Annotated in this window: 34 protein-coding genes; 33 read left to right on the forward strand and 1 reads right to left on the reverse strand. The window is 35.7% G+C overall.

Translation table 11 applies throughout. From position 1 onward, the window contains the following. The first annotated feature begins 62 nt into the window (after positions 1–62). On the forward strand, positions 63–1,397 hold the full coding sequence (locus LQ673_RS08585) for an NCS2 family permease (protein ID WP_025906798.1): 1,335 nt from the start codon (positions 63–65) through the stop codon (positions 1,395–1,397). A gap of 55 nt (positions 1,398–1,452) precedes the next feature. Here the strand turns inward: LQ673_RS08585 and LQ673_RS08590 are convergent, their stop codons facing one another. Next, positions 1,453–1,821 carry a hypothetical protein gene (locus LQ673_RS08590; RefSeq protein WP_025906797.1) on the reverse strand — a complete coding sequence of 123 codons (369 nt, stop codon included), beginning with the start codon at positions 1,819–1,821 and terminating at the stop codon, positions 1,453–1,455. Positions 1,822–2,137: 316 nt separating this feature from the next. On the opposite strand from LQ673_RS08590, the gene rpsJ reads away from it, so the two are divergent. From rpsJ to LQ673_RS08750, 32 genes are all read left to right on the forward strand, one after another. Beyond that, positions 2,138–2,446 (forward strand): 30S ribosomal protein S10, encoded by a 309-nt coding sequence (gene rpsJ, locus LQ673_RS08595; protein WP_016998799.1) that lies wholly within the window; start codon positions 2,138–2,140, stop codon positions 2,444–2,446. A gap of 31 nt (positions 2,447–2,477) precedes the next feature. Beyond that, positions 2,478–3,140: a 50S ribosomal protein L3 gene (gene rplC / locus LQ673_RS08600; protein WP_025906796.1), complete on the forward strand. Its 663-nt coding sequence runs from the start codon at positions 2,478–2,480 to the stop codon at positions 3,138–3,140. Positions 3,141–3,169: 29 nt separating this feature from the next. Continuing rightward, a complete protein-coding gene (gene rplD, locus LQ673_RS08605) occupies positions 3,170–3,793 on the forward strand; it encodes a 50S ribosomal protein L4 (RefSeq protein WP_025906795.1) in 624 nt (207 codons plus the stop codon). Further along, positions 3,793–4,071 (forward strand): 50S ribosomal protein L23, encoded by a 279-nt coding sequence (rplW, locus tag LQ673_RS08610; RefSeq protein ID WP_025906794.1) that lies wholly within the window; start codon positions 3,793–3,795, stop codon positions 4,069–4,071. The genes rplD and rplW overlap by 1 nt, the downstream gene beginning before the upstream one ends. Positions 4,072–4,102: 31 nt before the next feature. Further along, positions 4,103–4,936 (forward strand): 50S ribosomal protein L2, encoded by an 834-nt coding sequence (gene rplB / locus LQ673_RS08615; protein ID WP_025906793.1) that lies wholly within the window; start codon positions 4,103–4,105, stop codon positions 4,934–4,936. 64 nt (positions 4,937–5,000) lie between these two features. Further along, complete coding sequence (gene rpsS, locus LQ673_RS08620) at positions 5,001–5,279, forward strand: 30S ribosomal protein S19 (RefSeq protein WP_025906792.1); 279 nt, start codon at positions 5,001–5,003, stop codon at positions 5,277–5,279. 25 nt (positions 5,280–5,304) lie between these two features. Next, on the forward strand, positions 5,305–5,661 hold the full coding sequence (gene rplV / locus LQ673_RS08625) for a 50S ribosomal protein L22 (RefSeq protein ID WP_025906791.1): 357 nt from the start codon (positions 5,305–5,307) through the stop codon (positions 5,659–5,661). 28 nt (positions 5,662–5,689) lie between these two features. Beyond that, positions 5,690–6,343 (forward strand): 30S ribosomal protein S3, encoded by a 654-nt coding sequence (gene rpsC, locus LQ673_RS08630; RefSeq protein WP_025906790.1) that lies wholly within the window; start codon positions 5,690–5,692, stop codon positions 6,341–6,343. Between the two features lie 2 nt (positions 6,344–6,345). Then, complete coding sequence (gene rplP / locus LQ673_RS08635) at positions 6,346–6,780, forward strand: 50S ribosomal protein L16 (RefSeq protein WP_016998807.1); 435 nt, start codon at positions 6,346–6,348, stop codon at positions 6,778–6,780. Next, complete coding sequence (rpmC, locus tag LQ673_RS08640) at positions 6,770–6,985, forward strand: 50S ribosomal protein L29 (RefSeq protein WP_016998808.1); 216 nt, start codon at positions 6,770–6,772, stop codon at positions 6,983–6,985. Before rplP ends, rpmC begins: the two co-directional genes overlap by 11 nt. A gap of 23 nt (positions 6,986–7,008) precedes the next feature. Further along, entirely contained in the window at positions 7,009–7,272 is a 264-nt protein-coding gene (gene rpsQ, locus LQ673_RS08645) for a 30S ribosomal protein S17 (RefSeq protein ID WP_016911101.1), read from the forward strand. 33 nt (positions 7,273–7,305) lie between these two features. Continuing rightward, positions 7,306–7,674: a 50S ribosomal protein L14 gene (rplN, locus tag LQ673_RS08650; protein ID WP_016911102.1), complete on the forward strand. Its 369-nt coding sequence runs from the start codon at positions 7,306–7,308 to the stop codon at positions 7,672–7,674. 43 nt (positions 7,675–7,717) lie between these two features. Continuing rightward, a complete protein-coding gene (gene rplX, locus LQ673_RS08655) occupies positions 7,718–8,038 on the forward strand; it encodes a 50S ribosomal protein L24 (RefSeq protein WP_037589018.1) in 321 nt (106 codons plus the stop codon). A 25-nt stretch (positions 8,039–8,063) separates the two neighbouring features. Further along, a complete protein-coding gene (gene rplE / locus LQ673_RS08660) occupies positions 8,064–8,603 on the forward strand; it encodes a 50S ribosomal protein L5 (protein ID WP_025906788.1) in 540 nt (179 codons plus the stop codon). A 27-nt stretch (positions 8,604–8,630) separates the two neighbouring features. Next, positions 8,631–8,816, forward strand: coding sequence for a type Z 30S ribosomal protein S14 (locus LQ673_RS08665; protein WP_016998812.1), 186 nt, complete (start codon positions 8,631–8,633; stop codon positions 8,814–8,816). Between the two features lie 29 nt (positions 8,817–8,845). Beyond that, a complete protein-coding gene (gene rpsH / locus LQ673_RS08670) occupies positions 8,846–9,244 on the forward strand; it encodes a 30S ribosomal protein S8 (RefSeq protein WP_025906787.1) in 399 nt (132 codons plus the stop codon). 29 nt (positions 9,245–9,273) lie between these two features. Beyond that, positions 9,274–9,810 carry a 50S ribosomal protein L6 gene (rplF, locus tag LQ673_RS08675; protein ID WP_025906786.1) on the forward strand — a complete coding sequence of 179 codons (537 nt, stop codon included), beginning with the start codon at positions 9,274–9,276 and terminating at the stop codon, positions 9,808–9,810. 27 nt (positions 9,811–9,837) lie between these two features. Next, on the forward strand, positions 9,838–10,200 hold the full coding sequence (gene rplR, locus LQ673_RS08680) for a 50S ribosomal protein L18 (RefSeq protein ID WP_037589017.1): 363 nt from the start codon (positions 9,838–9,840) through the stop codon (positions 10,198–10,200). An 18-nt stretch (positions 10,201–10,218) separates the two neighbouring features. Then, a complete protein-coding gene (rpsE, locus tag LQ673_RS08685; protein WP_037589016.1) occupies positions 10,219–10,719 on the forward strand; it encodes a 30S ribosomal protein S5 in 501 nt (166 codons plus the stop codon). A gap of 16 nt (positions 10,720–10,735) precedes the next feature. After that, complete coding sequence (gene rpmD, locus LQ673_RS08690) at positions 10,736–10,915, forward strand: 50S ribosomal protein L30 (RefSeq protein ID WP_037589015.1); 180 nt, start codon at positions 10,736–10,738, stop codon at positions 10,913–10,915. A gap of 30 nt (positions 10,916–10,945) precedes the next feature. Beyond that, entirely contained in the window at positions 10,946–11,386 is a 441-nt protein-coding gene (gene rplO, locus LQ673_RS08695; protein WP_025906782.1) for a 50S ribosomal protein L15, read from the forward strand. After that, positions 11,386–12,687 carry a preprotein translocase subunit SecY gene (secY, locus tag LQ673_RS08700; protein WP_191836486.1) on the forward strand — a complete coding sequence of 434 codons (1,302 nt, stop codon included), beginning with the start codon at positions 11,386–11,388 and terminating at the stop codon, positions 12,685–12,687. Before rplO ends, secY begins: the two co-directional genes overlap by 1 nt. 18 nt (positions 12,688–12,705) lie before the next feature. Further along, positions 12,706–13,353, forward strand: coding sequence for an adenylate kinase (locus tag LQ673_RS08705; protein WP_025906780.1), 648 nt, complete (start codon positions 12,706–12,708; stop codon positions 13,351–13,353). A 307-nt stretch (positions 13,354–13,660) separates the two neighbouring features. After that, positions 13,661–13,879 (forward strand): translation initiation factor IF-1, encoded by a 219-nt coding sequence (gene infA / locus LQ673_RS08710; RefSeq protein ID WP_001118443.1) that lies wholly within the window; start codon positions 13,661–13,663, stop codon positions 13,877–13,879. A 32-nt stretch (positions 13,880–13,911) separates the two neighbouring features. Beyond that, positions 13,912–14,025, forward strand: a complete 114-nt coding sequence (gene rpmJ, locus LQ673_RS08715; protein ID WP_003156543.1) for a 50S ribosomal protein L36 — start codon at positions 13,912–13,914, stop codon at positions 14,023–14,025. A gap of 20 nt (positions 14,026–14,045) precedes the next feature. After that, a complete protein-coding gene (gene rpsM, locus LQ673_RS08720; RefSeq protein ID WP_037589013.1) occupies positions 14,046–14,411 on the forward strand; it encodes a 30S ribosomal protein S13 in 366 nt (121 codons plus the stop codon). Positions 14,412–14,433: 22 nt separating this feature from the next. Then, the gene (rpsK, locus tag LQ673_RS08725) at positions 14,434–14,823 is read left to right on the forward strand and encodes a 30S ribosomal protein S11 (protein WP_025906484.1); all 390 of its coding nucleotides are present in this window, start codon (positions 14,434–14,436) and stop codon (positions 14,821–14,823) included. Positions 14,824–14,905: 82 nt separating this feature from the next. Next, positions 14,906–15,850, forward strand: a complete 945-nt coding sequence (locus LQ673_RS08730; RefSeq protein ID WP_025906483.1) for a DNA-directed RNA polymerase subunit alpha — start codon at positions 14,906–14,908, stop codon at positions 15,848–15,850. Between the two features lie 16 nt (positions 15,851–15,866). Then, positions 15,867–16,232: a 50S ribosomal protein L17 gene (gene rplQ, locus LQ673_RS08735; RefSeq protein WP_037589012.1), complete on the forward strand. Its 366-nt coding sequence runs from the start codon at positions 15,867–15,869 to the stop codon at positions 16,230–16,232. 329 nt (positions 16,233–16,561) lie between these two features. Then, positions 16,562–17,368, forward strand: coding sequence for an energy-coupling factor transporter ATPase (locus tag LQ673_RS08740; protein ID WP_191836485.1), 807 nt, complete (start codon positions 16,562–16,564; stop codon positions 17,366–17,368). Continuing rightward, the gene (locus LQ673_RS08745; RefSeq protein ID WP_191836484.1) at positions 17,365–18,228 is read left to right on the forward strand and encodes an energy-coupling factor transporter ATPase; all 864 of its coding nucleotides are present in this window, start codon (positions 17,365–17,367) and stop codon (positions 18,226–18,228) included. The genes LQ673_RS08740 and LQ673_RS08745 overlap by 4 nt, the downstream gene beginning before the upstream one ends. Continuing rightward, positions 18,221–19,018: an energy-coupling factor transporter transmembrane component T family protein gene (locus LQ673_RS08750; protein ID WP_025906477.1), complete on the forward strand. Its 798-nt coding sequence runs from the start codon at positions 18,221–18,223 to the stop codon at positions 19,016–19,018. The genes LQ673_RS08745 and LQ673_RS08750 overlap by 8 nt, the downstream gene beginning before the upstream one ends. Positions 19,019–19,028 lie beyond the last annotated feature (10 nt).

A 19,028-nucleotide genomic window follows, 5' to 3' on the forward strand; every position in this document is an offset into this window, starting at 1 on the left:
TTGATTTTTGATGTTCCCAGTAATACAATGTACAGTGTTGAAATTAATAAAGGAGTCTTATGATGAAACGTTACTTTAAGTTTGATGAATTGGGAACAAATTATAAAAGAGAAATTCTTGGTGGTTTAACGACATTCTTATCTATGGCATACATATTAGCCGTTAACCCATCAATGTTAAGTTTGGCAAGTGTTGAAAATGTACCTGATTCAATGAGAATGGACCAAGGTTCTGTGTTTGTTGCTACAGCGTTAGCAGCATTAGTTGGTTGTTTATTTATGGGTATCATAGCGAAATACCCGATAGCTTTAGCACCAGGTATGGGATTAAATGCATTTTTCGCGTTTACAGTTGTGCTTACAATGGGTATTCCATGGCAAACTGGTTTAACGGGCGTACTATTCTCAGGTGTTATATTTGCGATATTAACGATGAGTGGTTTACGAGAGGTTATTATCAATGCAATACCATTTGAATTAAAGATGGCTGTATCTGCCGGTATAGGTTTGTTTATTACCTTTGTAGGTCTACAAGGAGCAGGTATTGTTAAAAAAGAAGATTCAACTTTAGTTACTCTTGGAACAATGCATAACCCAGAAGTACTATTAGCAGTATTTGGTATTATCATTACTATTATATTAATGGCTAAAAAATTACCAGGAGCAATTTTCATCGGAATGGTCTTAACAGCTATTGCGGGATTAATTACAGGTTTAATTGCAATGCCAGATAGTATAGTAGGGAAGGTACCAAGTGTATCACCAACATTTGGTGCAGCATTCGAAGCGTTTGGTGATTTATCTACTATATTTAATGTACAATTCTTAATTGTCGTTTTAACTTTCTTATTTATAGATTTCTTTGATACTGCAGGAACGTTAGTTGCGGTTGCAAACCAAGCTGGTTTAATGAAAGATAATAAATTACCTAGAGCAGGTAAAGCATTATTCTCTGATTCATTAGCAACAATTGTAGGTGCAATATTTGGTACTTCAACTACAACAAGTTATATAGAATCTAGTGCAGGTGTTGCAGTTGGTGCACGTACAGGGTTCGCAAGTGTTGTAACAGGTATTTGTTTCTTAGCAGCATTATTATTCTCTCCATTAATGGCAGTTGTTACAAGTGCGGTTACAGCACCAGCGCTTGTTATAGTAGGTGTATTGATGGTTAGTAACTTAGGTAAAATTGATTGGCAAAAATTTGAGATAGCAGTACCAGCTTTCTTAACAATGATTATGATGCCTTTAACATATTCAATTGCAACAGGTATTGCGTGTGGATTTATCTTCTATCCAATCACAATGATCGTAGCAAAAAGACATAAAGAAATTCACCCAATTATGTACGGTTTATTCTTCGTCTTTGTCGCTTACTTTGTATTTGTACATGCATAATAAAAAAAGCCACGAGATTTCATTTAATGAAGTCTCGTGGCTTTCTATTTATATATTAACTTTTATAAGTAGTCTTGTAATATTTAGATGGGATATATACTGGGGCAATTATAATCGTAAATAAGAAGATGATCATTAAAACGACCATTACGATATGTAATAACCAGCCAATAATAGGAATGATTGCAACAAAGCTAGCGATTAGTCCGATTAATGGAATGACAAATATTACTTTAACAGAATTCTGGTTATCTATTAATAGGATAAGTGTCGTAATAAAGTATAACGTTCCATTAAGTACCAAAGCATTATAACCAGTTGATAGAACAATTCCTCCACCTAAAAATGGAATGGCTAATAATAACTCAGATACAACTAATATAATAGAAAGAACTAGCAACACTGATTTAATTCCTCTTTTCATGATTTCACCACCTAGTTAAAATTGCTTGTTATATTATAACATTTTGATTACAAATTATCTATTTAAATTTTACCTATTGAAAAAGAACGCATAATCCGTTATAATACTTGGGTATGTGTTAGATGAAATTAGAAAAAATATATGGTTATCTATTGATTAATAGAAATAAATCATGTATCATATCTAATGTTGGACTTTAAGAAGCGATGAAGCGAGAGGTTACTGACACACCCGGCCGCTTTGCCATGGCGGTGTGTGAGAGAGTTTTCGTGGAGAAGTCTATCACTATAAAGTAGACGAACAAGGAGGGAAAATTATGGCAAAACAAAAAATTCGTATCCGTTTAAAAGCGTATGATCACCGCATGATCGATCAATCAGCAGAGAAAATTGTTGAAACAGCTAAACGTTCAGGAGCTCAAGTGTCTGGTCCGATTCCATTACCAACTGAGAAATCAGTTTATACTGTAATCCGTGCCGTTCATAAGTACAAAGACTCACGTGAACAATTCGAACAACGTACGCATAAACGTTTAATCGACATTCTTAACCCTACACCAAAAACAGTTGATGCTCTTATGGGCTTAAACTTACCATCAGGTGTAGACATCGAAATCAAATTATAATTCATTAAAATAACAGGAGGTGCGACTTTCGATGACCAAAGGAATCTTAGGAAGAAAAATTGGAATGACTCAAGTATTCGCAGAAAACGGTGAATTAATACCAGTTACTGTAGTAGAAGCTAGTCAAAACGTAGTATTACAAACTAAAACTGAAGAAGTAGACGGCTACAACGCTGTTCAAATCGGTTTTGAAGACAAACAAGCATATAAAAAAGATCGTAAATCTAACAAATATGCTACTAAAGCTGCTGAAGGCCATGCTAAAAAAGCAGGTACAGCACCTAAGCGCTTCACTCGTGAATTCAGAAACATTGATGTTTCAGCATACGAGGTAGGTCAAGAAGTCACTGTAGATACTTTCCAAGCAGGAGACATTATTGATGCAACAGGCGTTTCAAAAGGTAAAGGTTTCCAAGGCTCTATTAAACGCCACGGTTTCTCTCGTGGACCAATGAGTCATGGTTCTCGTTACCACAGAGGCTCTGGTTCAATGGGTATGGCTTCAGATGCTTCTAAAGTATTTAAAGGTAAAGAATTACCAGGCCGTATGGGCGGAAACACAGTTACTATGCAAAACTTAGAAGTAGTTAAAGTTGATGCAGAAAATAACGTAATTTTAGTTAAAGGTAATGTGCCGGGTCCTAAAAAAGGTTTAGTAAAACTTACAACTTCAATTAAAAAAGGTAATAAATAATTATTTAGGTGAAAGGAGGAAACAACATTATGGCTAATATTGATGTATTAAAAGTAGATGGATCAAAATCAGGTTCTATCGAATTAAATGATAGTGTATTTGGTATCGAACCAAACCAACACGTATTATTCGAAGCAGTCAACTTACAACGTGCTTCATTACGCCAAGGTACTCACGCAGTTAAAAATCGTTCAGCAGTTCGTGGTGGTGGACGTAAACCTTGGAAACAAAAAGGTACAGGTCGTGCTCGTCAAGGTACAATCCGTGCGCCACAATGGCGTGGTGGTGGTATCGTATTCGGTCCTACACCAAGAAGTTATTCTTACAAAATGCCTAAGAAAATGCGTCGTTTAGCATTACGTTCTGCATTATCTTCAAAAGTAAGTGGTAACGAATTAACAGTTTTAGAAGCATTCAACTTTGATGCACCTAAAACAAAAGAATTCAAAAATGTAATGAGCAACTTAGAACTTTCTAAGAAAGTTTTATTCATCGTTGATACTGTAGACAGCAACGTTGAATTATCAGCTCGTAACATTCCAGGTGTTAAAGTTATCGACGCTCAAAGCTTAAACGTATTAGATATCTTAGATTCTAGTAAAGTCGTAATAACTAAAGCAGCAGTGGATAAAGTAGAGGAGGTGCTCGCATAATGGAAGCAAGAGATGTTATTAAGCGCCCCGTAATCACAGAAAAATCTTCATCAGATATGGCTTTAGATAAATACACATTTGATGTAGATACACGTGCAAACAAAACACAAGTAAAAATCGCAATCGAAGAAATTTTCGACGTGAAAGTTGATACAGTAAATATCATGAACGTTAAAGCAAAAGCTAAACGTGTTGGTCGTTACAATGGTTTCACTAACAAACGTCGTAAAGCAATCGTAACTCTAAAAGAAGGTTCTTCAATAGACCTATTTAACTAAAAACAATTACCATTAAGGAGGTAAAACGACAATGGCTCTTAAAAAGTATAAGCCAATTACAAATGGTCGTCGTAATATGACATCTTCAGATTTCGCTGAAATTACATCAACGACTCCTGAAAAGTCTTTATTACAACCGCTTCCGAGAAAAGCGGGACGTAACAACCAAGGTAAATTGACAGTTCGTCACAGAGGTGGCGGTCATAAACGTCAATACCGTGTAATTGATTTCAAACGTAACAAAGATGGAATTCCTGCTAAAGTAGCAACTATCGAGTATGATCCAAACCGTTCAGCTAATATCGCATTATTAGTATACGCAGATGGTGAAAAAAGATATATCATTGCTCCTAAAGGATTAAAAGTAGGACAAGAAGTATTCAATGGTCCAGATGCAGATATCAAAGTAGGTAATGCATTAGCATTAACTGATATCCCAGTTGGTACTACAATTCACAATATCGAATTAAAACCAGGTAAAGGTGGACAATTAGTCCGTTCAGCTGGTACAAGTGCACAAGTACTTGGTAAAGAAGGTAAATACGTACTAGTTCGTCTTAAATCAGGTGAAGTTCGTATGATCTTATCTACTTGTCGTGCAACAATCGGTCAAGTTGGTAACGAACAACACGAATTAATCACAATTGGTAAAGCTGGTCGTTCTAGATGGATGGGTAAACGTCCTACAGTTCGTGGTTCTGTAATGAACCCTAACGATCACCCTCACGGTGGTGGTGAAGGTCGTACACCAATCGGTCTTAAATCACCAATGTCTCCATGGGGCAAACCAACACTTGGTAAGAAAACTCGTAAACAAAACCAACGTTCATCTAAATTTATCGTTCGTGGTCGTAAGAAAAAATAATAATACCTTATTTACGTGTGCGGCTTAGATGCCGCGCGCATTAAATAAGAAGGGAGGCGCCATAATGGCTCGTAGTCTTAAAAAAGGACCTTTCGTTGATGATCATTTAATGAAAAAAGTTGAAGCTCAAAACGAAGGTGAAAAAAAATCAGTTATTAAAACATGGTCTCGTCGTTCAACAGTATTTCCTAACTTCATCGGACATACAATAGCAGTATATGATGGTCGTAAACATGTGCCAGTTTTCATTACTGAAGATATGGTTGGACATAAATTAGGAGAGTTTGCACCTACACGTACTTATAAAGGTCATGCTGCAGACGACAAAAAGACTAAACGCTAATTTCTAAAAAGAGGAGGAAGTCACAATGGAAGCAAAAGCGGTTGCTAGAACAATAAGAATCGCACCTCGTAAAGTGAGATTAGTTTTAGATCTTATTAGAGGTAAAGAAGTGGCAGAAGCAATTGCCATCTTAAAATTAACAAACAAAGCAACATCACCTGTTGTTGAAAAATTATTAATGTCAGCATTAGCAAATGCAGAACATAACTATGATTTAAATCCTGACACATTAGTAGTAAAAGAAGCTTACGCTAATGAAGGACCTACATTGAAACGTTTCCGTCCACGTGCACAAGGTCGTGCAAGTGCGATTAACAAACGTACTAGCCACATTACAATCGTAGTTGGCGAAAAAGAAGCTAAAGAAGTTAAAGAAGCATAATTAACTAAATCATTAAGGAGGGAATATAGTGGGTCAAAAAATTAATCCAATCGGACTTCGTGTCGGTGTAATTCGTGACTGGGAAGCAAAGTGGTATGCAGGTAAAGACTTCGCAACACTTTTACATGAAGACTTAAAAGTTCGTAAATATATCGCAGAAGCATTAAAAGAAGCTTCAGTTTCAAGTGTTGAAATTGAACGTGCAGCAAACCGTATCAATATCGCTATCCACACTGGTAAACCAGGTATGGTTATTGGTAAAGGCGGTTCAGAAATTGAAAAATTACGTAACAAATTAAACGCATTGACTAACAAAAAAGTACACATCAACGTTATCGAAATCAAAAAAGTTGATTTAGATGCAACATTGGTAGCAAATAACATTGCTCGTCAATTAGAAAACCGTGTATCTTTCCGTCGTGCTCAAAAACAAGCTATCCAACGTGCTATGAAATTGGGAGCTAAAGGTATCAAAACTCAAGTATCTGGTCGTTTAGGTGGCGCAGATATCGCTCGTGCAGAACAATATTCAGAAGGAACTGTTCCACTTCATACATTACGTGCAGACATTGATTTCGCACATGAAGAAGCCGACACTACTTACGGTAAATTAGGTGTTAAAGTATGGATCTACCGTGGAGAAGTTCTTCCTACAAAGAAGTCTAGTGAAGGAGGAAAATAATAATGTTATTACCAAAGCGTGTTAAATTCCGTCGTCAACATCGTCCAAAAACAACTGGTCGTTCAAAAGGAGGAAATGAAGTAACATTTGGTGAGTACGGTTTACAAGCTCAAACAGCAGCTTGGATTACTTCTCGTCAAATCGAATCAGCTCGTATCGCAATGACACGTTACATGAAACGTGGCGGAAAAGTATGGATCAAAATATTCCCACATACACCATATACTAAAAAACCTTTAGAAGTACGTATGGGTTCAGGTAAAGGTGCAGTTGAAGGATGGGTAGCAGTAGTTAAACCAGGACGTATCTTGTTCGAAGTTGCAGGTGTTCAAGAAGAAGTTGCACGTGAAGCATTACGTCTTGCAGCACACAAACTTCCAGTTAAATCTAAGTTTGTAAAACGTGAAGAATTGGGTGGTGACACAAATGAAAGCTAAGGATATCAGAAATTTAACCACTACTGAAATTGAAAAAGAAATCAAAGAAGCTAAAGAGCAATTATTCAACTTACGCTTTCAGTTAGCAACTGGTCAACTTGAAGAGACTGCTAACATTCGAAAAGTTAAAAAGACGATTGCACGTCTAAAAACAATCGTTCGCGAAAGAGAAATCGAAGAAGAGAAAGCAGCAGATAATAAATAATCAAGTAGAGGAGGTTCATTACTGTGAGTGAAAGAAATGACCGCAAAGTTTACGTTGGTAAAGTAGTTTCAGATAAAATGGATAAAACTATTACAGTAGTTGTTGAAACATACAAAACTCATAAATTATATGGTAAACGCGTAAAATATTCAAAAAAATATAAAACGCATGATGAAAACAATTCAGCAAAAATGGGCGATATCGTTAAGATTGCAGAAACACGCCCTTTATCATCAACTAAACGTTTCCGTCTAGTTGAAATCGTTGAAGAATCAGTAATTATTTAATAGAAGTATAAAGATAAGGGAGGTCAAACAAAGATGATCCAACAAGAAACACGTTTAAAAGTAGCAGACAACTCTGGTGCTCGTGAAGTATTAACAATTAAAGTTTTAGGCGGATCTGGTCGTAAGACAGCTAACATTGGTGATGTAATCGTCGTTACTGTTAAAAATGCTACACCAGGTGGCGTTGTTAAAAAAGGTGAAGTTGTTAAAGCTGTTGTTGTACGTACTAAATCAGGTGTACGTCGTGAAGATGGCTCTTACATCAAATTTGACGAAAATGCATGTGTAATCATCCGTGATGACAAAGGTCCACGTGGTACACGTATATTCGGTCCTGTAGCGCGTGAATTACGTGAAGGTAACTTCATGAAGATCGTTTCTCTAGCGCCAGAGGTACTTTAATCTATAATGATAAAAAACAAAATTCCTAAGGAGGTGCCTACACATGCACGTACGTAAAGGTGACAACGTAATCGTTATCTCAGGTAAAGATAAAGGTAAAACTGGTAAAGTTTTAGAAGCATTACCTAAGAAAGAACGCGTAGTTGTAGAAGGTGTTAACATCATTAAAAAACACCAAAAACCAACTCAGTTCAATCCAGAAGGTGGTATCTTAGAAACAGAAGGTACTATCCACGTATCAAACGTTCAATTACTTGATCCTAAGACAAATGAACCAACTCGCGTTGGATACAAAGTAGTAGATGGTAAAAAAGTTCGTATCGCTAAAAAATCTGGCGAAGAAATCAAATCATCAAACGAATAATTATTAAGTGAAAGGAGGATCCACTTTGACACGTTTAAAAGAAAAGTTTAATAATGAAATTTCTGCTGAGTTAGTTAAGAAATTTAACTATAGTTCAGTTATGGAAGTACCAAAAATCGAAAAAATAGTTGTAAACATGGGTATCGGTGATGCAGTTCAAAACTCTAAAGTTTTAGACTCTGCAGTTGAAGAACTTCAAGCAATCACTGGTCAAAAACCATTAGTAACTAAAGCTAAAAAATCTATTGCGACTTTCCGTCTTCGTGAAGGTATGCCAATCGGTGCAAAAGTTACATTACGTGGAGAAAGAATGTATGAATTCTTTGATAAATTAATCTCAGTTTCATTACCACGTGTACGTGACTTCCGTGGTATCTCTAAAAAAGCATTCGACGGTCGTGGAAATTACACTTTAGGTGTTAAGGAACAATTAATTTTCCCTGAAATCGACTATGATAAAGTAAGTAAAGTACGAGGAATGGATATCGTTATCGTTACAACTGCTAACACTGACGAGGAAGCTCGTGAATTGTTAACACAATTCGGTATGCCATTTCAAAAGTAATCTCTAATTATAAAGGAGGCTAATTAAGTGGCTAAAAAATCAATGATCGCTAAACAACAACGTAAACAAAAATTCGGAGTTCGTGAATACACTCGTTGTGAACGTTGTGGACGTCCACACTCAGTATATCGTAAATTCAAACTTTGCCGTATTTGTTTCCGTGAACTAGCATACAAAGGCCAAATCCCTGGCGTACGTAAAGCTAGCTGGTAAACTCAAAAGAATGAAAGGAGGAAACACAAATGACAATGTCAGATCCAATTGCAGATATGTTAACTCGCGTGCGTAACGCAAACATGGTACGTCACGAAAAATTAGAGTTACCTGCATCAAACATTAAAAAAGAAATCGCAGAAATCCTTAAAAAAGAAGGATTCGTAAAAAGCGTAGAATATATCGAAGATGATAAGCAAGGTGTTATCCGTATGTTCCTTAAATATGGTCAAAACAACGAGCGCGTTATCACAGGATTAAAACGTATTTCTAAACCAGGTTTACGTGTATATGCTAAAGCTGACGAACTTCCAAAAGTTCTTAACGGTTTAGGTATTGCACTTGTTTCTACATCTGAAGGTGTTTTAACTGATAAAGATGCTAGACAACGTGGAATCGGTGGAGAAGTATTAGCTTATATCTGGTAATTATAAAATTATAAGGAGGTGCCCACATAATGAGCCGTGTTGGTAAGAAAATTATTGAGATCCCTTCAGACGTTACAGTTACTATCGAAGGTAACACAGTAACAGTTAAAGGATCTAAAGGTGAATTAACTAGTACTTTTAATGAAGAAATGACATATAAACAAGAGGACAACAGCTTAGAAGTTGTACGTCCATCTGACTCTAAAGAACATAAAACAATCCATGGTACAACTCGTGCGTTAATCGCTAACATGATTGAAGGTGTATCTAAAGGTTTCGAGAAAAACTTAGAACTTATTGGTGTTGGTTACCGTGCCCAAATGCAAGGTAAAAATATCATCTTAAACGTTGGTTATTCTCACCCTGTAGAAATCGTTGCTGAAGATGGAATCACATTATCAGTAGAGAAAAACACTAAAGTTAAAGTAGAAGGTATTTCTAAAGAACGTGTTGGTGCAATTGCATCTTATATCCGTTCAATCCGTCCACCAGAACCTTATAAAGGTAAAGGTATTCGTTACGAAGGCGAATATGTTCGTCGTAAAGAAGGTAAAACTGGTAAGTAATCATTAAGATAAGAAAGGAGCACTAACATGATCGCTAAAATCGACAAAAATAAAGTTCGTTTGAAAAGACATGCTCGTGTACGTGCTAAATTAGCTGGTACAAGCGAAAAGCCACGTTTAAACGTATATCGTTCAAACAAACATATTTATGCTCAAGTAATTGATGACTTAAACGGTGTAACAATCGCTCAAGCATCAACTGTAGATAAAGAATTTAATTTAGAGCAATCAGGTAATGTAGAAGCAGCTGCTAAAGTAGGCGAAATCGTTGCAAAACGTGCCGCTGAAAAAGGCGTTGACGCTGTAGTATTTGATCGTGGAGGATATTTATACCACGGACGTATCAAAGCATTAGCTGATGCAGCTCGTGAAAACGGACTTCAATTTTAATTTAAAGGAGGGACACTCATGCGTCGTAAAGAACAAGAAGTTAAAGAATTTGAAGAGCGCGTAGTTACGATTAACCGTGTAGCTAAAGTAGTTAAAGGTGGTCGTCGTTTCCGTTTTACAGCTTTAGTAGTTGTTGGAGATAAAAATGGTCGCGTAGGTTTCGGTACTGGTAAAGCTCAAGAGGTACCTGAAGCTATTAAAAAAGCAGTAGAAGATGCTAAGAAAGAATTAGTAACAGTTCCACGTGTTGAAGGAACAACTCCTCACCAAGTTATTGGACGTTTTGGTGCAGGTCGTGTTTTAATTAAACCAGCAGCACCTGGTACAGGTGTTATTGCAGGTGGACCAGTTCGTGCCGTATTAGAACTAGCTGGTATCACTGATATCTTAAGTAAATCATTAGGTTCTAACACGCCAATCAACATGGTTCGTGCTACAATTGAAGGACTTAAAGAACTTAAAAATGCCGAAGAAGTAGCTAGTCTACGCGGTAAATCAGTAGAAGAATTATTAAATTAAGGAGGGAACAAACACTATGGCTAAATTAGAAATTACCCTCACTCGTAGCGTTATTGGTCGTCCTGAAACTCAACGTAAGACAGTTCAAGCGCTAGGACTTAAAAAAACAAACTCAACTGTAGTAGTTGAAGATAATCCTGCGATTCGTGGGCAAATCAACAAAGTAAGTCACTTAGTAAAAGTTACTGAAAAATAAATTCATCTAAAGTATTAAGGAGGTGCCAAAATGAAATTACATGAGTTGAAACCAGTTAAAGGTGCTCGTAAAGAACGTAACCGTGTAGGTCGTGGTATGGCTACAGGTAACGGTAAAACAAGTGGTCGTGGTACTAAAGGTCAAAAAGCACGTTCAGGTGGCGGTGTTCGTTTAGGTTTCGAAGGTGGTCAATTACCATTATTCCGTCGTTTACCAAAACGTGGATTCACTAACATCAACCGTAAAGAATATGCAATTGTTAATCTTGATCAATTAAATCGTTTCGAAGAAGGAACTGAAGTTACACCAGCGTTATTAGTAGAATCAGGTGTTGTTAAATCTGAAAAATCTGGCGTTAAAGTTTTAGGAAACGGTTCATTAGAAAAGAAATTAACAATAAAAGCTCATAAATTCTCAGCTTCAGCTATTGAAGCAATCGAAGGTAAGGGCGGAACGCATGAGGTGATCTAATGTTTGAAACGATCATTAGTTTTTTGAAGACTAAAGATATTCGTAACAAGATATTATTCACACTAGCAATGCTCGTTATATTTAAAGTTGGAACTTACATTCCAGCTCCTGGTGTTAATCCAGATGCTTTTAATCAAAATAAAGGTTCGCAAGGTATTACCGATTTGTTTAACACATTCGGTGGAGGTGCCTTGCAGAACTTCTCAATTTTAGCGATGGGTATTATGCCTTACATTACTGCTTCAATCGTTATGCAATTATTACAAATGGATGTTGTACCTAAGTTTACAGAATGGTCTAAACAAGGTGAAGTTGGTCGTAAAAAGATTAATCAATTTACACGTTACTTCACAATTGTATTAGCCTTTATTCAAGGCTTAGGTATGTCGTATTCATTTAATAATATGCTTGGTGGTAATTTAATTCAAAATACTTCAGTGTTAAATTATGTGTTAATAGCACTTGTTTTAACTGCAGGAACAGCTTTCTTAATGTGGTTAGGTGAACAGATAACACAATTTGGTGTAGGTAATGGTATTTCTATTATTATCTTCGCTGGTATTTTATCTTCAATGCCAAACTCATTAATTCAGTTCTACCAACAAAGTTTTGTTGGTGCAGATGATACAACTATGGCTTGGTTAAAAGCGATTGGTTTATTCGTAGGTATGATTTTACTAACTGTTGGTGCAGTTTATGTACTACAAGCAATTCGTAAAATTCCTATTCAATATGCTAAACGCCAAACTCAAGGTGCAGGTGGTTCATTATCTGCAAACGCAACATACTTACCTTTAAAAGTTAACTCAGCAGGTGTAATTCCTGTAATCTTTGCGATGGCATTCTTCATGCTTCCGAAGACATTAACATTGTTCTTCCCGGATCAAGAATGGGCGCAAACAATTACAAATTATGCTGATCCATCACATAATATTGGTATGATTGTATATGTTATTTTAATTATAGCTTTCGCATACTTTTATGCATTTGTTCAGGTTAATCCTGATAAGATGGCTGAAAACTTACAAAAACAAGGTAGTTATGTACCAGGTATTAGACCTGGAGATCAAACTAAAAAATACATCACTAAAGTGCTTTATCGTTTAACGTTTGTGGGATCAATTTTCTTAGCATTTATTGCTATTATTCCGATTTTAGCAATTAAGTTAATGAATTTACCTCAAGCAATACAAGTTGGTGGTACTAGCTTACTAATCGTTATCGGTGTTGCAATTGAAACAATGAAAACTTTAGAAGCTCAACTCAATCAACGTGAATATAGAGGCTTTAGAAGACGATAAGCAAGTAGGAGGGTTTTTATGAACATCATTTTAATGGGTTTACCTGGAGCAGGTAAAGGTACTCAAGCGAGTGAAATTGTTAAGAAATACCCTATTCCTCATATCTCAACTGGTGATATGTTCCGTAAAGCGATCAAAGAAGAGACTGACCTCGGTAAAGAGGCTAAATCTTATATGGATCGCGGGGAACTTGTACCAGATGAAGTGACTATAGGTATCGTTAGAGAAAGACTAGCTGAAGAAGATGCGAAAAAAGGATTTTTACTAGATGGTTTTCCTCGTACAGTTGAACAAGCTGATGCATTAAATGAAATTTTAAGTGACTTAGATCGTAAAGTAGATGCTGTTATCAACATCGAAGTTGCAGAAGAAGAACTTATGAATCGTTTAACTGGTAGAAGAATTTGTGAAGTATGTGGAACAACTTATCATTTAGTATTTAATCCACCAAAAGTTGAAGGTGTTTGTGATCTTGACGGTGGTAAATTATATCAACGTGAAGACGATAACCCTGAAACAGTAGCAAATCGTTTAAGTGTCAATGTTAAACAAACTAAACCACTTTTAGATTTCTATGAAAATCAAGGTGTCCTTAAAAACATCGATGGTTCTAGACAAATTGATAATGTTACTGAAGATGTTATTCAAATTCTTGAATCATTATAGTAATGACGCTTTCACCCCGAATTCGCCTAACTTTAGGTGATTCTTGAACGCGTGAATGCGTTCAATTTTAAGAATCAAGATAGTATTTAGGTTTTTGAAATACAATCGGAGTGATTACAAGAAGCGATAAGTATTTGAAGTGTTGTCGAATGCAAATCTTAAGTATTAAATCATCCCAATTTTATAAACCTGTGCTTATTCTATGTGATTTAATCACCTAAAGTATGTCTCTAATTTTGGACCAGGTTTTAAAACATGAAATACTTTTGTATTTCACTAGAATGAATAGAAAAAGGGGGAAATGATCATGGCTAAACAAGATGTAATCGAATTAGAAGGTACAGTATTAGATACTTTACCAAACGCTATGTTTAAAGTAGAATTAGAAAATGGACATGAAATTTTAGCACACGTTAGTGGTAAAATCCGTATGAACTATATTAGAATTCTACCTGGCGACAAAGTAACAGTTGAAATGTCTCCGTATGACCTAACACGCGGAAGAATCACTTATCGTTATAAATAATCGTCACTCCAAATACAAGGAGGTATACAAAGATGAAAGTAAGACCATCAGTAAAACCAATTTGCGAAAAATGTAAAGTTATTCGTCGTAAAGGTAAAGTAATGGTGATTTGTGAAAATCCAAAACACAAACAAAAACAAGGCTAATAAAAGAGAGGTGTAAATAAATGGCTCGTATTGCAGGTATTGACGTACCACGTGAGAAACGCGTAGTAATCTCGTTAACTTACGTATATGGTATCGGAAAAACAACAGCACAAAAAATTCTTAAAGAAGCAAACGTATCTGAAGACACACGTGTTCGTGATTTAACTGATGACGAATTAGGTCGTATCCGTGAAGTTGTAGATGGTTACAAAGTTGAAGGTGACCTTCGTCGTGAGAAAAACTTAAACATTAAACGTTTAATGGAAATCGCTTCATACCGTGGAATTCGCCACCGTCGTGGTTTACCAGTTCGTGGTCAAAACACTAAGAACAATGCGCGTACGCGTAAAGGACCAGTTAAAACAGTAGCGAACAAGAAAAAATAATAAGTAAAGGAGGCACATATAAATGGCACGTAAACAAGTTTCTCGTAAACGTAGAGTTAAAAAGAATATTGAAAGTGGTGTAGCTCACATCCGTTCAACATTCAACAATACAATCGTAACGATCACTGATGATTTCGGTAATGCATTATCATGGTCTTCAGCAGGTGCGTTAGGATTTAAAGGTTCTAAAAAATCAACACCTTTTGCAGCTCAAATGGCTTCAGAAACAGCTTCAAAAGCTGCTATGGAACACGGTTTGAAAACTGTAGAAGTAACAGTTAAAGGTCCTGGACCAGGTCGTGAATCAGCGATCCGTGCGTTACAATCAGCTGGATTAGAAATCACAGCAATCAAAGACGTAACACCAGTTCCACATAACGGATGTCGTCCACCAAAACGTCGTCGTGTATAATTTTTGTTAGTTCTAATGTTCAAGAGTCACTGGATAGAAATTAATAAAGTTTAATCGACGTTTATAAGGAGGATATATTTAAATGATTGAAATCGAAAAACCTAGAATTGAAACAATAGAAGTTAGTGATGATTCTACATTCGGTAAGTTCGTTGTTGAACCGCTAGAACGTGGTTATGGTACAACACTAGGCAACTCCTTACGTCGTATCCTATTATCTTCATTACCAGGTGCGGCAGTTAAAAATATCGAAATTGAAGGTGTACTTCACGAATTCTCAGCAGTTGAAAATGTAGTTGAGGATGTTACTACTATCATTATGAACATCAAGAAATTAGCTATAAAAATCTACTCTGAAGAAGACAAAACACTTGAAATCGATATTAAAGATGAAGGTGAAGTTACTGCGAAAGATATCATGCATGACAGTGATGTTGAAATTTTAAACCCAGATTTAAAAATTGCAACAGTTTCTAAAGGTGGACACCTTAAGATGCGCTTAATTGCTAATAAAGGTCGCGGATATGCTTTAGCTGAACAAAATAACACAAGTGATTTGCCAATTGGTGTCATTCCAATCGACTCACTTTATTCTCCAGTAAATCGTGTGAACTATACAGTTGAAAATACACGTGTAGGGCAAAGTAGTGATTATGATAAATTAACAATCGATGTGTGGACAGATGGTTCATTATCTCCTCAAGAAGCTGTTTCTTTAGGTGCTAAAATCATGACTGAACACTTAAACATTTTTGTTAATTTAACAGATGAAGCACAAAATGCTGAAATCATGATTGAAAAAGAAGAAGATCAAAAAGAAAAAGTACTTGAAATGTCTATCGAAGAATTAGACTTATCAGTACGTTCTTATAACTGTCTAAAACGTGCAGGAATTAATTCTGTACAAGAATTAGCAGACAAATCTGAGGCAGATATGATGAAAGTTCGAAACTTAGGTCGTAAGTCTCTTGAAGAAGTTAAATATAAATTAGAAGATCTTGGTCTTGGTTTAAGAAAAGAAGACTAATAAAGGAGGTTAATTCATGGGTTACAGAAAATTAGGTCGTACTTCTGATCAACGTAAAGCAATGTTACGTGACTTAGCTACTCAACTTATCGTTTCTGAACGTATCGAGACTACAGAAGCTCGTGCTAAAGAACTTCGTAAAGTTGTTGATAACTTAATTACTTTAGGTAAAAAAGGTGATCTAGCTTCACGTCGTAGAGCTGCTCAAACGATTCGTGACGTTAAAATCTTAGAAGATGACAAAACAATTACTGCATTACAAAAATTATTCAATGATGTTGCGCCACGCTATGAAGAGCGTCAAGGTGGATATACTCGTATCATGAAAGTTGGTCCACGTCGCGGTGACGGTGCTGAATCAGTAATTATTGAATTAGTATAATCTATTCTTTATTGGAGTGACGAAAGTCACTTCAATCATTTCTATATAAATACAATTTATTTCACACACACAAAGCAAATGAGTGCAATGATAATGTTTACCACACATAGATATTGTCTAGCTCAGAGTACTCCACCACATTTGAATGACTTATTGCGTGAACTCGTCTATGGTGGAGTGCGCGCTTTTTTATTTTAAATCCGTTTATACGGATTTTTTTTATTGCATTTTATTTTATAATAGGTAATATGTTTAAAGTAATTAATGCTTACAATTTCGTATGTATACTGTAAAATATATAGTAATTAACTTGTTGAAGGATGAATGTTATGGTGCAGGAAAATTTGATTAGGTTCTCGAACGTTACATTTAAATATGATGAAAATGAGCCAGCTGCACTTCGCGATGTTTCGTTTAATATACAAAAAGGCAAGTGGACATCCATTGTCGGACATAACGGTTCTGGAAAGTCTACAATTGCTAAATTAATGATGGGTATTAATCAAAATTATGAAGGTGAAATCATTGTTGATGGCATCTTACTGTCGAACGATACAATTGATGAAGTGAGAAGACATGTAGGTATTGTATTTCAAAATCCTGATAATCAATTTATTGGTTCAACTGTAGAGTATGATGTAGCATTCGGTATGGAAAATCAAAGTATAGACTATCACGTTATGCATGAAATAGTTGATGAGGTATTAACAGAAGTTGGCATGTCAGACATGAAAACATTCGAACCAAGTCATCTTTCAGGTGGACAGAAACAACGTGTCGCGATTGCAGGTATATTAGCGATGTCACCAGACATTATGATTTTAGATGAAGCGACAGCTATGCTTGATCCTGAAGGTAAAGAGAGTATTATGAACTTAATTAAATCTATTCAAAGTGAACACCACTTAACAGTTATCTCCATTACACATGATTTAGAAGAAGCTGTTAATGCTGATGAGATTATTGTGATGAATAAAGGTGAAGTTTATAAACAAGACATACCTGAAGAAATATTTAAGCAAGGTGCCTATTTAACTGAAATTGGCTTAGACTTACCTTTTGCTATGAGAATGAACTACTTGCTCAATCATAATTATGAATATACAACATTCGAACAGTTGGTGAATCGATTATGAAAATAACGTTTGATCACGTCACTTATGACTACAGTATAAAGACACCATATCAATATAGAGCTTTAAATCAAGTTTCTACAACATTCACAGAATCTAAATTTTATGCTATTGTTGGCCAAACAGGTTCTGGTAAATCAACATTAATTCAGCACTTAAATGCTATATTAAAGCCGACAGAGGGACAATTAACAATCGGTGATACAAACATTACGAAGAAGACGAAATCAAAGAAATTAGCGCCAGTGCGTAAAAAAGTAGGTATCGTCTTTCAATTTGCAGAACATCAATTATTTGAAGATACAGTTGAAAAAGATATTATTTTTGGACCGCTCAATTACGGTATGAATAAAGAAGCAGCTATTCAAAAAGCAGAATCTCTAATGGATTTGTTAAACATGGATCGTAGCTTATTAAAGAAATCGCCATTTGAGCTCTCAGGCGGTCAGAAACGACGTATAGCCATTGCAGGTGTATTAGCTATGGAACCTGAAATACTTGTCCTTGACGAGCCTACAGTAGGCTTAGATCCGAAAGGGCAACATGATATGATGGAACTCTTCAATGACATCCATGAAAATCTCGGTATTACGGTTATCTTAATTTCACACCAAATGGATATCGTACTTAAATATGCGGATGAAGTTAAAGTCATTAAAGCTGGTGAAATCGTTGCAGAAGATAAGCCAGTTAATATTTTTACAAATGAAGAACTTCTGAATCAAACGCATCTTGAACCACCTAATATTATTAAACTTCAACAAGCAGTTGAAGCTAAATATAATATGAAGTTTGATCAAATCGCGACAAGTGAAGAGATGTTTAAAGATATGTATGAAAAGCAGGTGAAGCCTCATGACTGATAAGTTAATAATCGGGCGATACATACCTGGTAATACAATAATCCATCGATTAGATTCACGCATGAAAATGCTGTATGTATTTATATTTATGATATTAATATTCTTTTGTAATTCATGGGCATCTTATGGCTTTATGGTGTTAACAGTGTTAATCATTATGTATTTAGCACAAATAAGATTCTGGTTCTTAATTAAAGGACTAACACCTGTTATGCTGCTGTTTATTTTTACGTTCATCATGCATTTAATTGTGACTAAAGGCGGACCAGTCATTATTGATTTAAAACTATTCACAATTGAACAAAATGGTGTTGTACAAGGTGCATTTATTGTTTTAAGACTTGCACTTTTAGTGATGATTTCAACAATCATGACGTTAACAACAAGTCCGATAAGCTTAACAGATGCAATAGAATCAATGTTGAGACCATTAAAAAAGGTTAAGTTCCCAGTACATGAACTCGCAATGATGATGTCCATATCCCTTAGATTTATCCCAACATTAATGGATGAATTAGATAGAATCATAAAAGCACAAACATCAAGAGGATCTGACGTAACAGCAGGTAGTATATTTAACAGATTAAAAGCTATTATTCCACTACTCATACCAATGTTCATATCGGCGTTTAAACGAGCAGATGATTTAGCAGTTGCTATGGAAGCTAGAGGTTATAATGCTTCAAATCAACGAACAACCTATCGAAAATTAAAATGGAAACTAAGAGATAGTATTGGACTCGCAACAATTATTGTTGTAGCGATAGCATTATATTTATTAAGGAATTGAGGTGCAGACT

It is taken from the genome of Mammaliicoccus sp. O-M54 (genome assembly GCF_022386035.1).
Classification (GTDB): Bacteria; Bacillota; Bacilli; order Staphylococcales; family Staphylococcaceae; genus Mammaliicoccus; species Mammaliicoccus sciuri_A.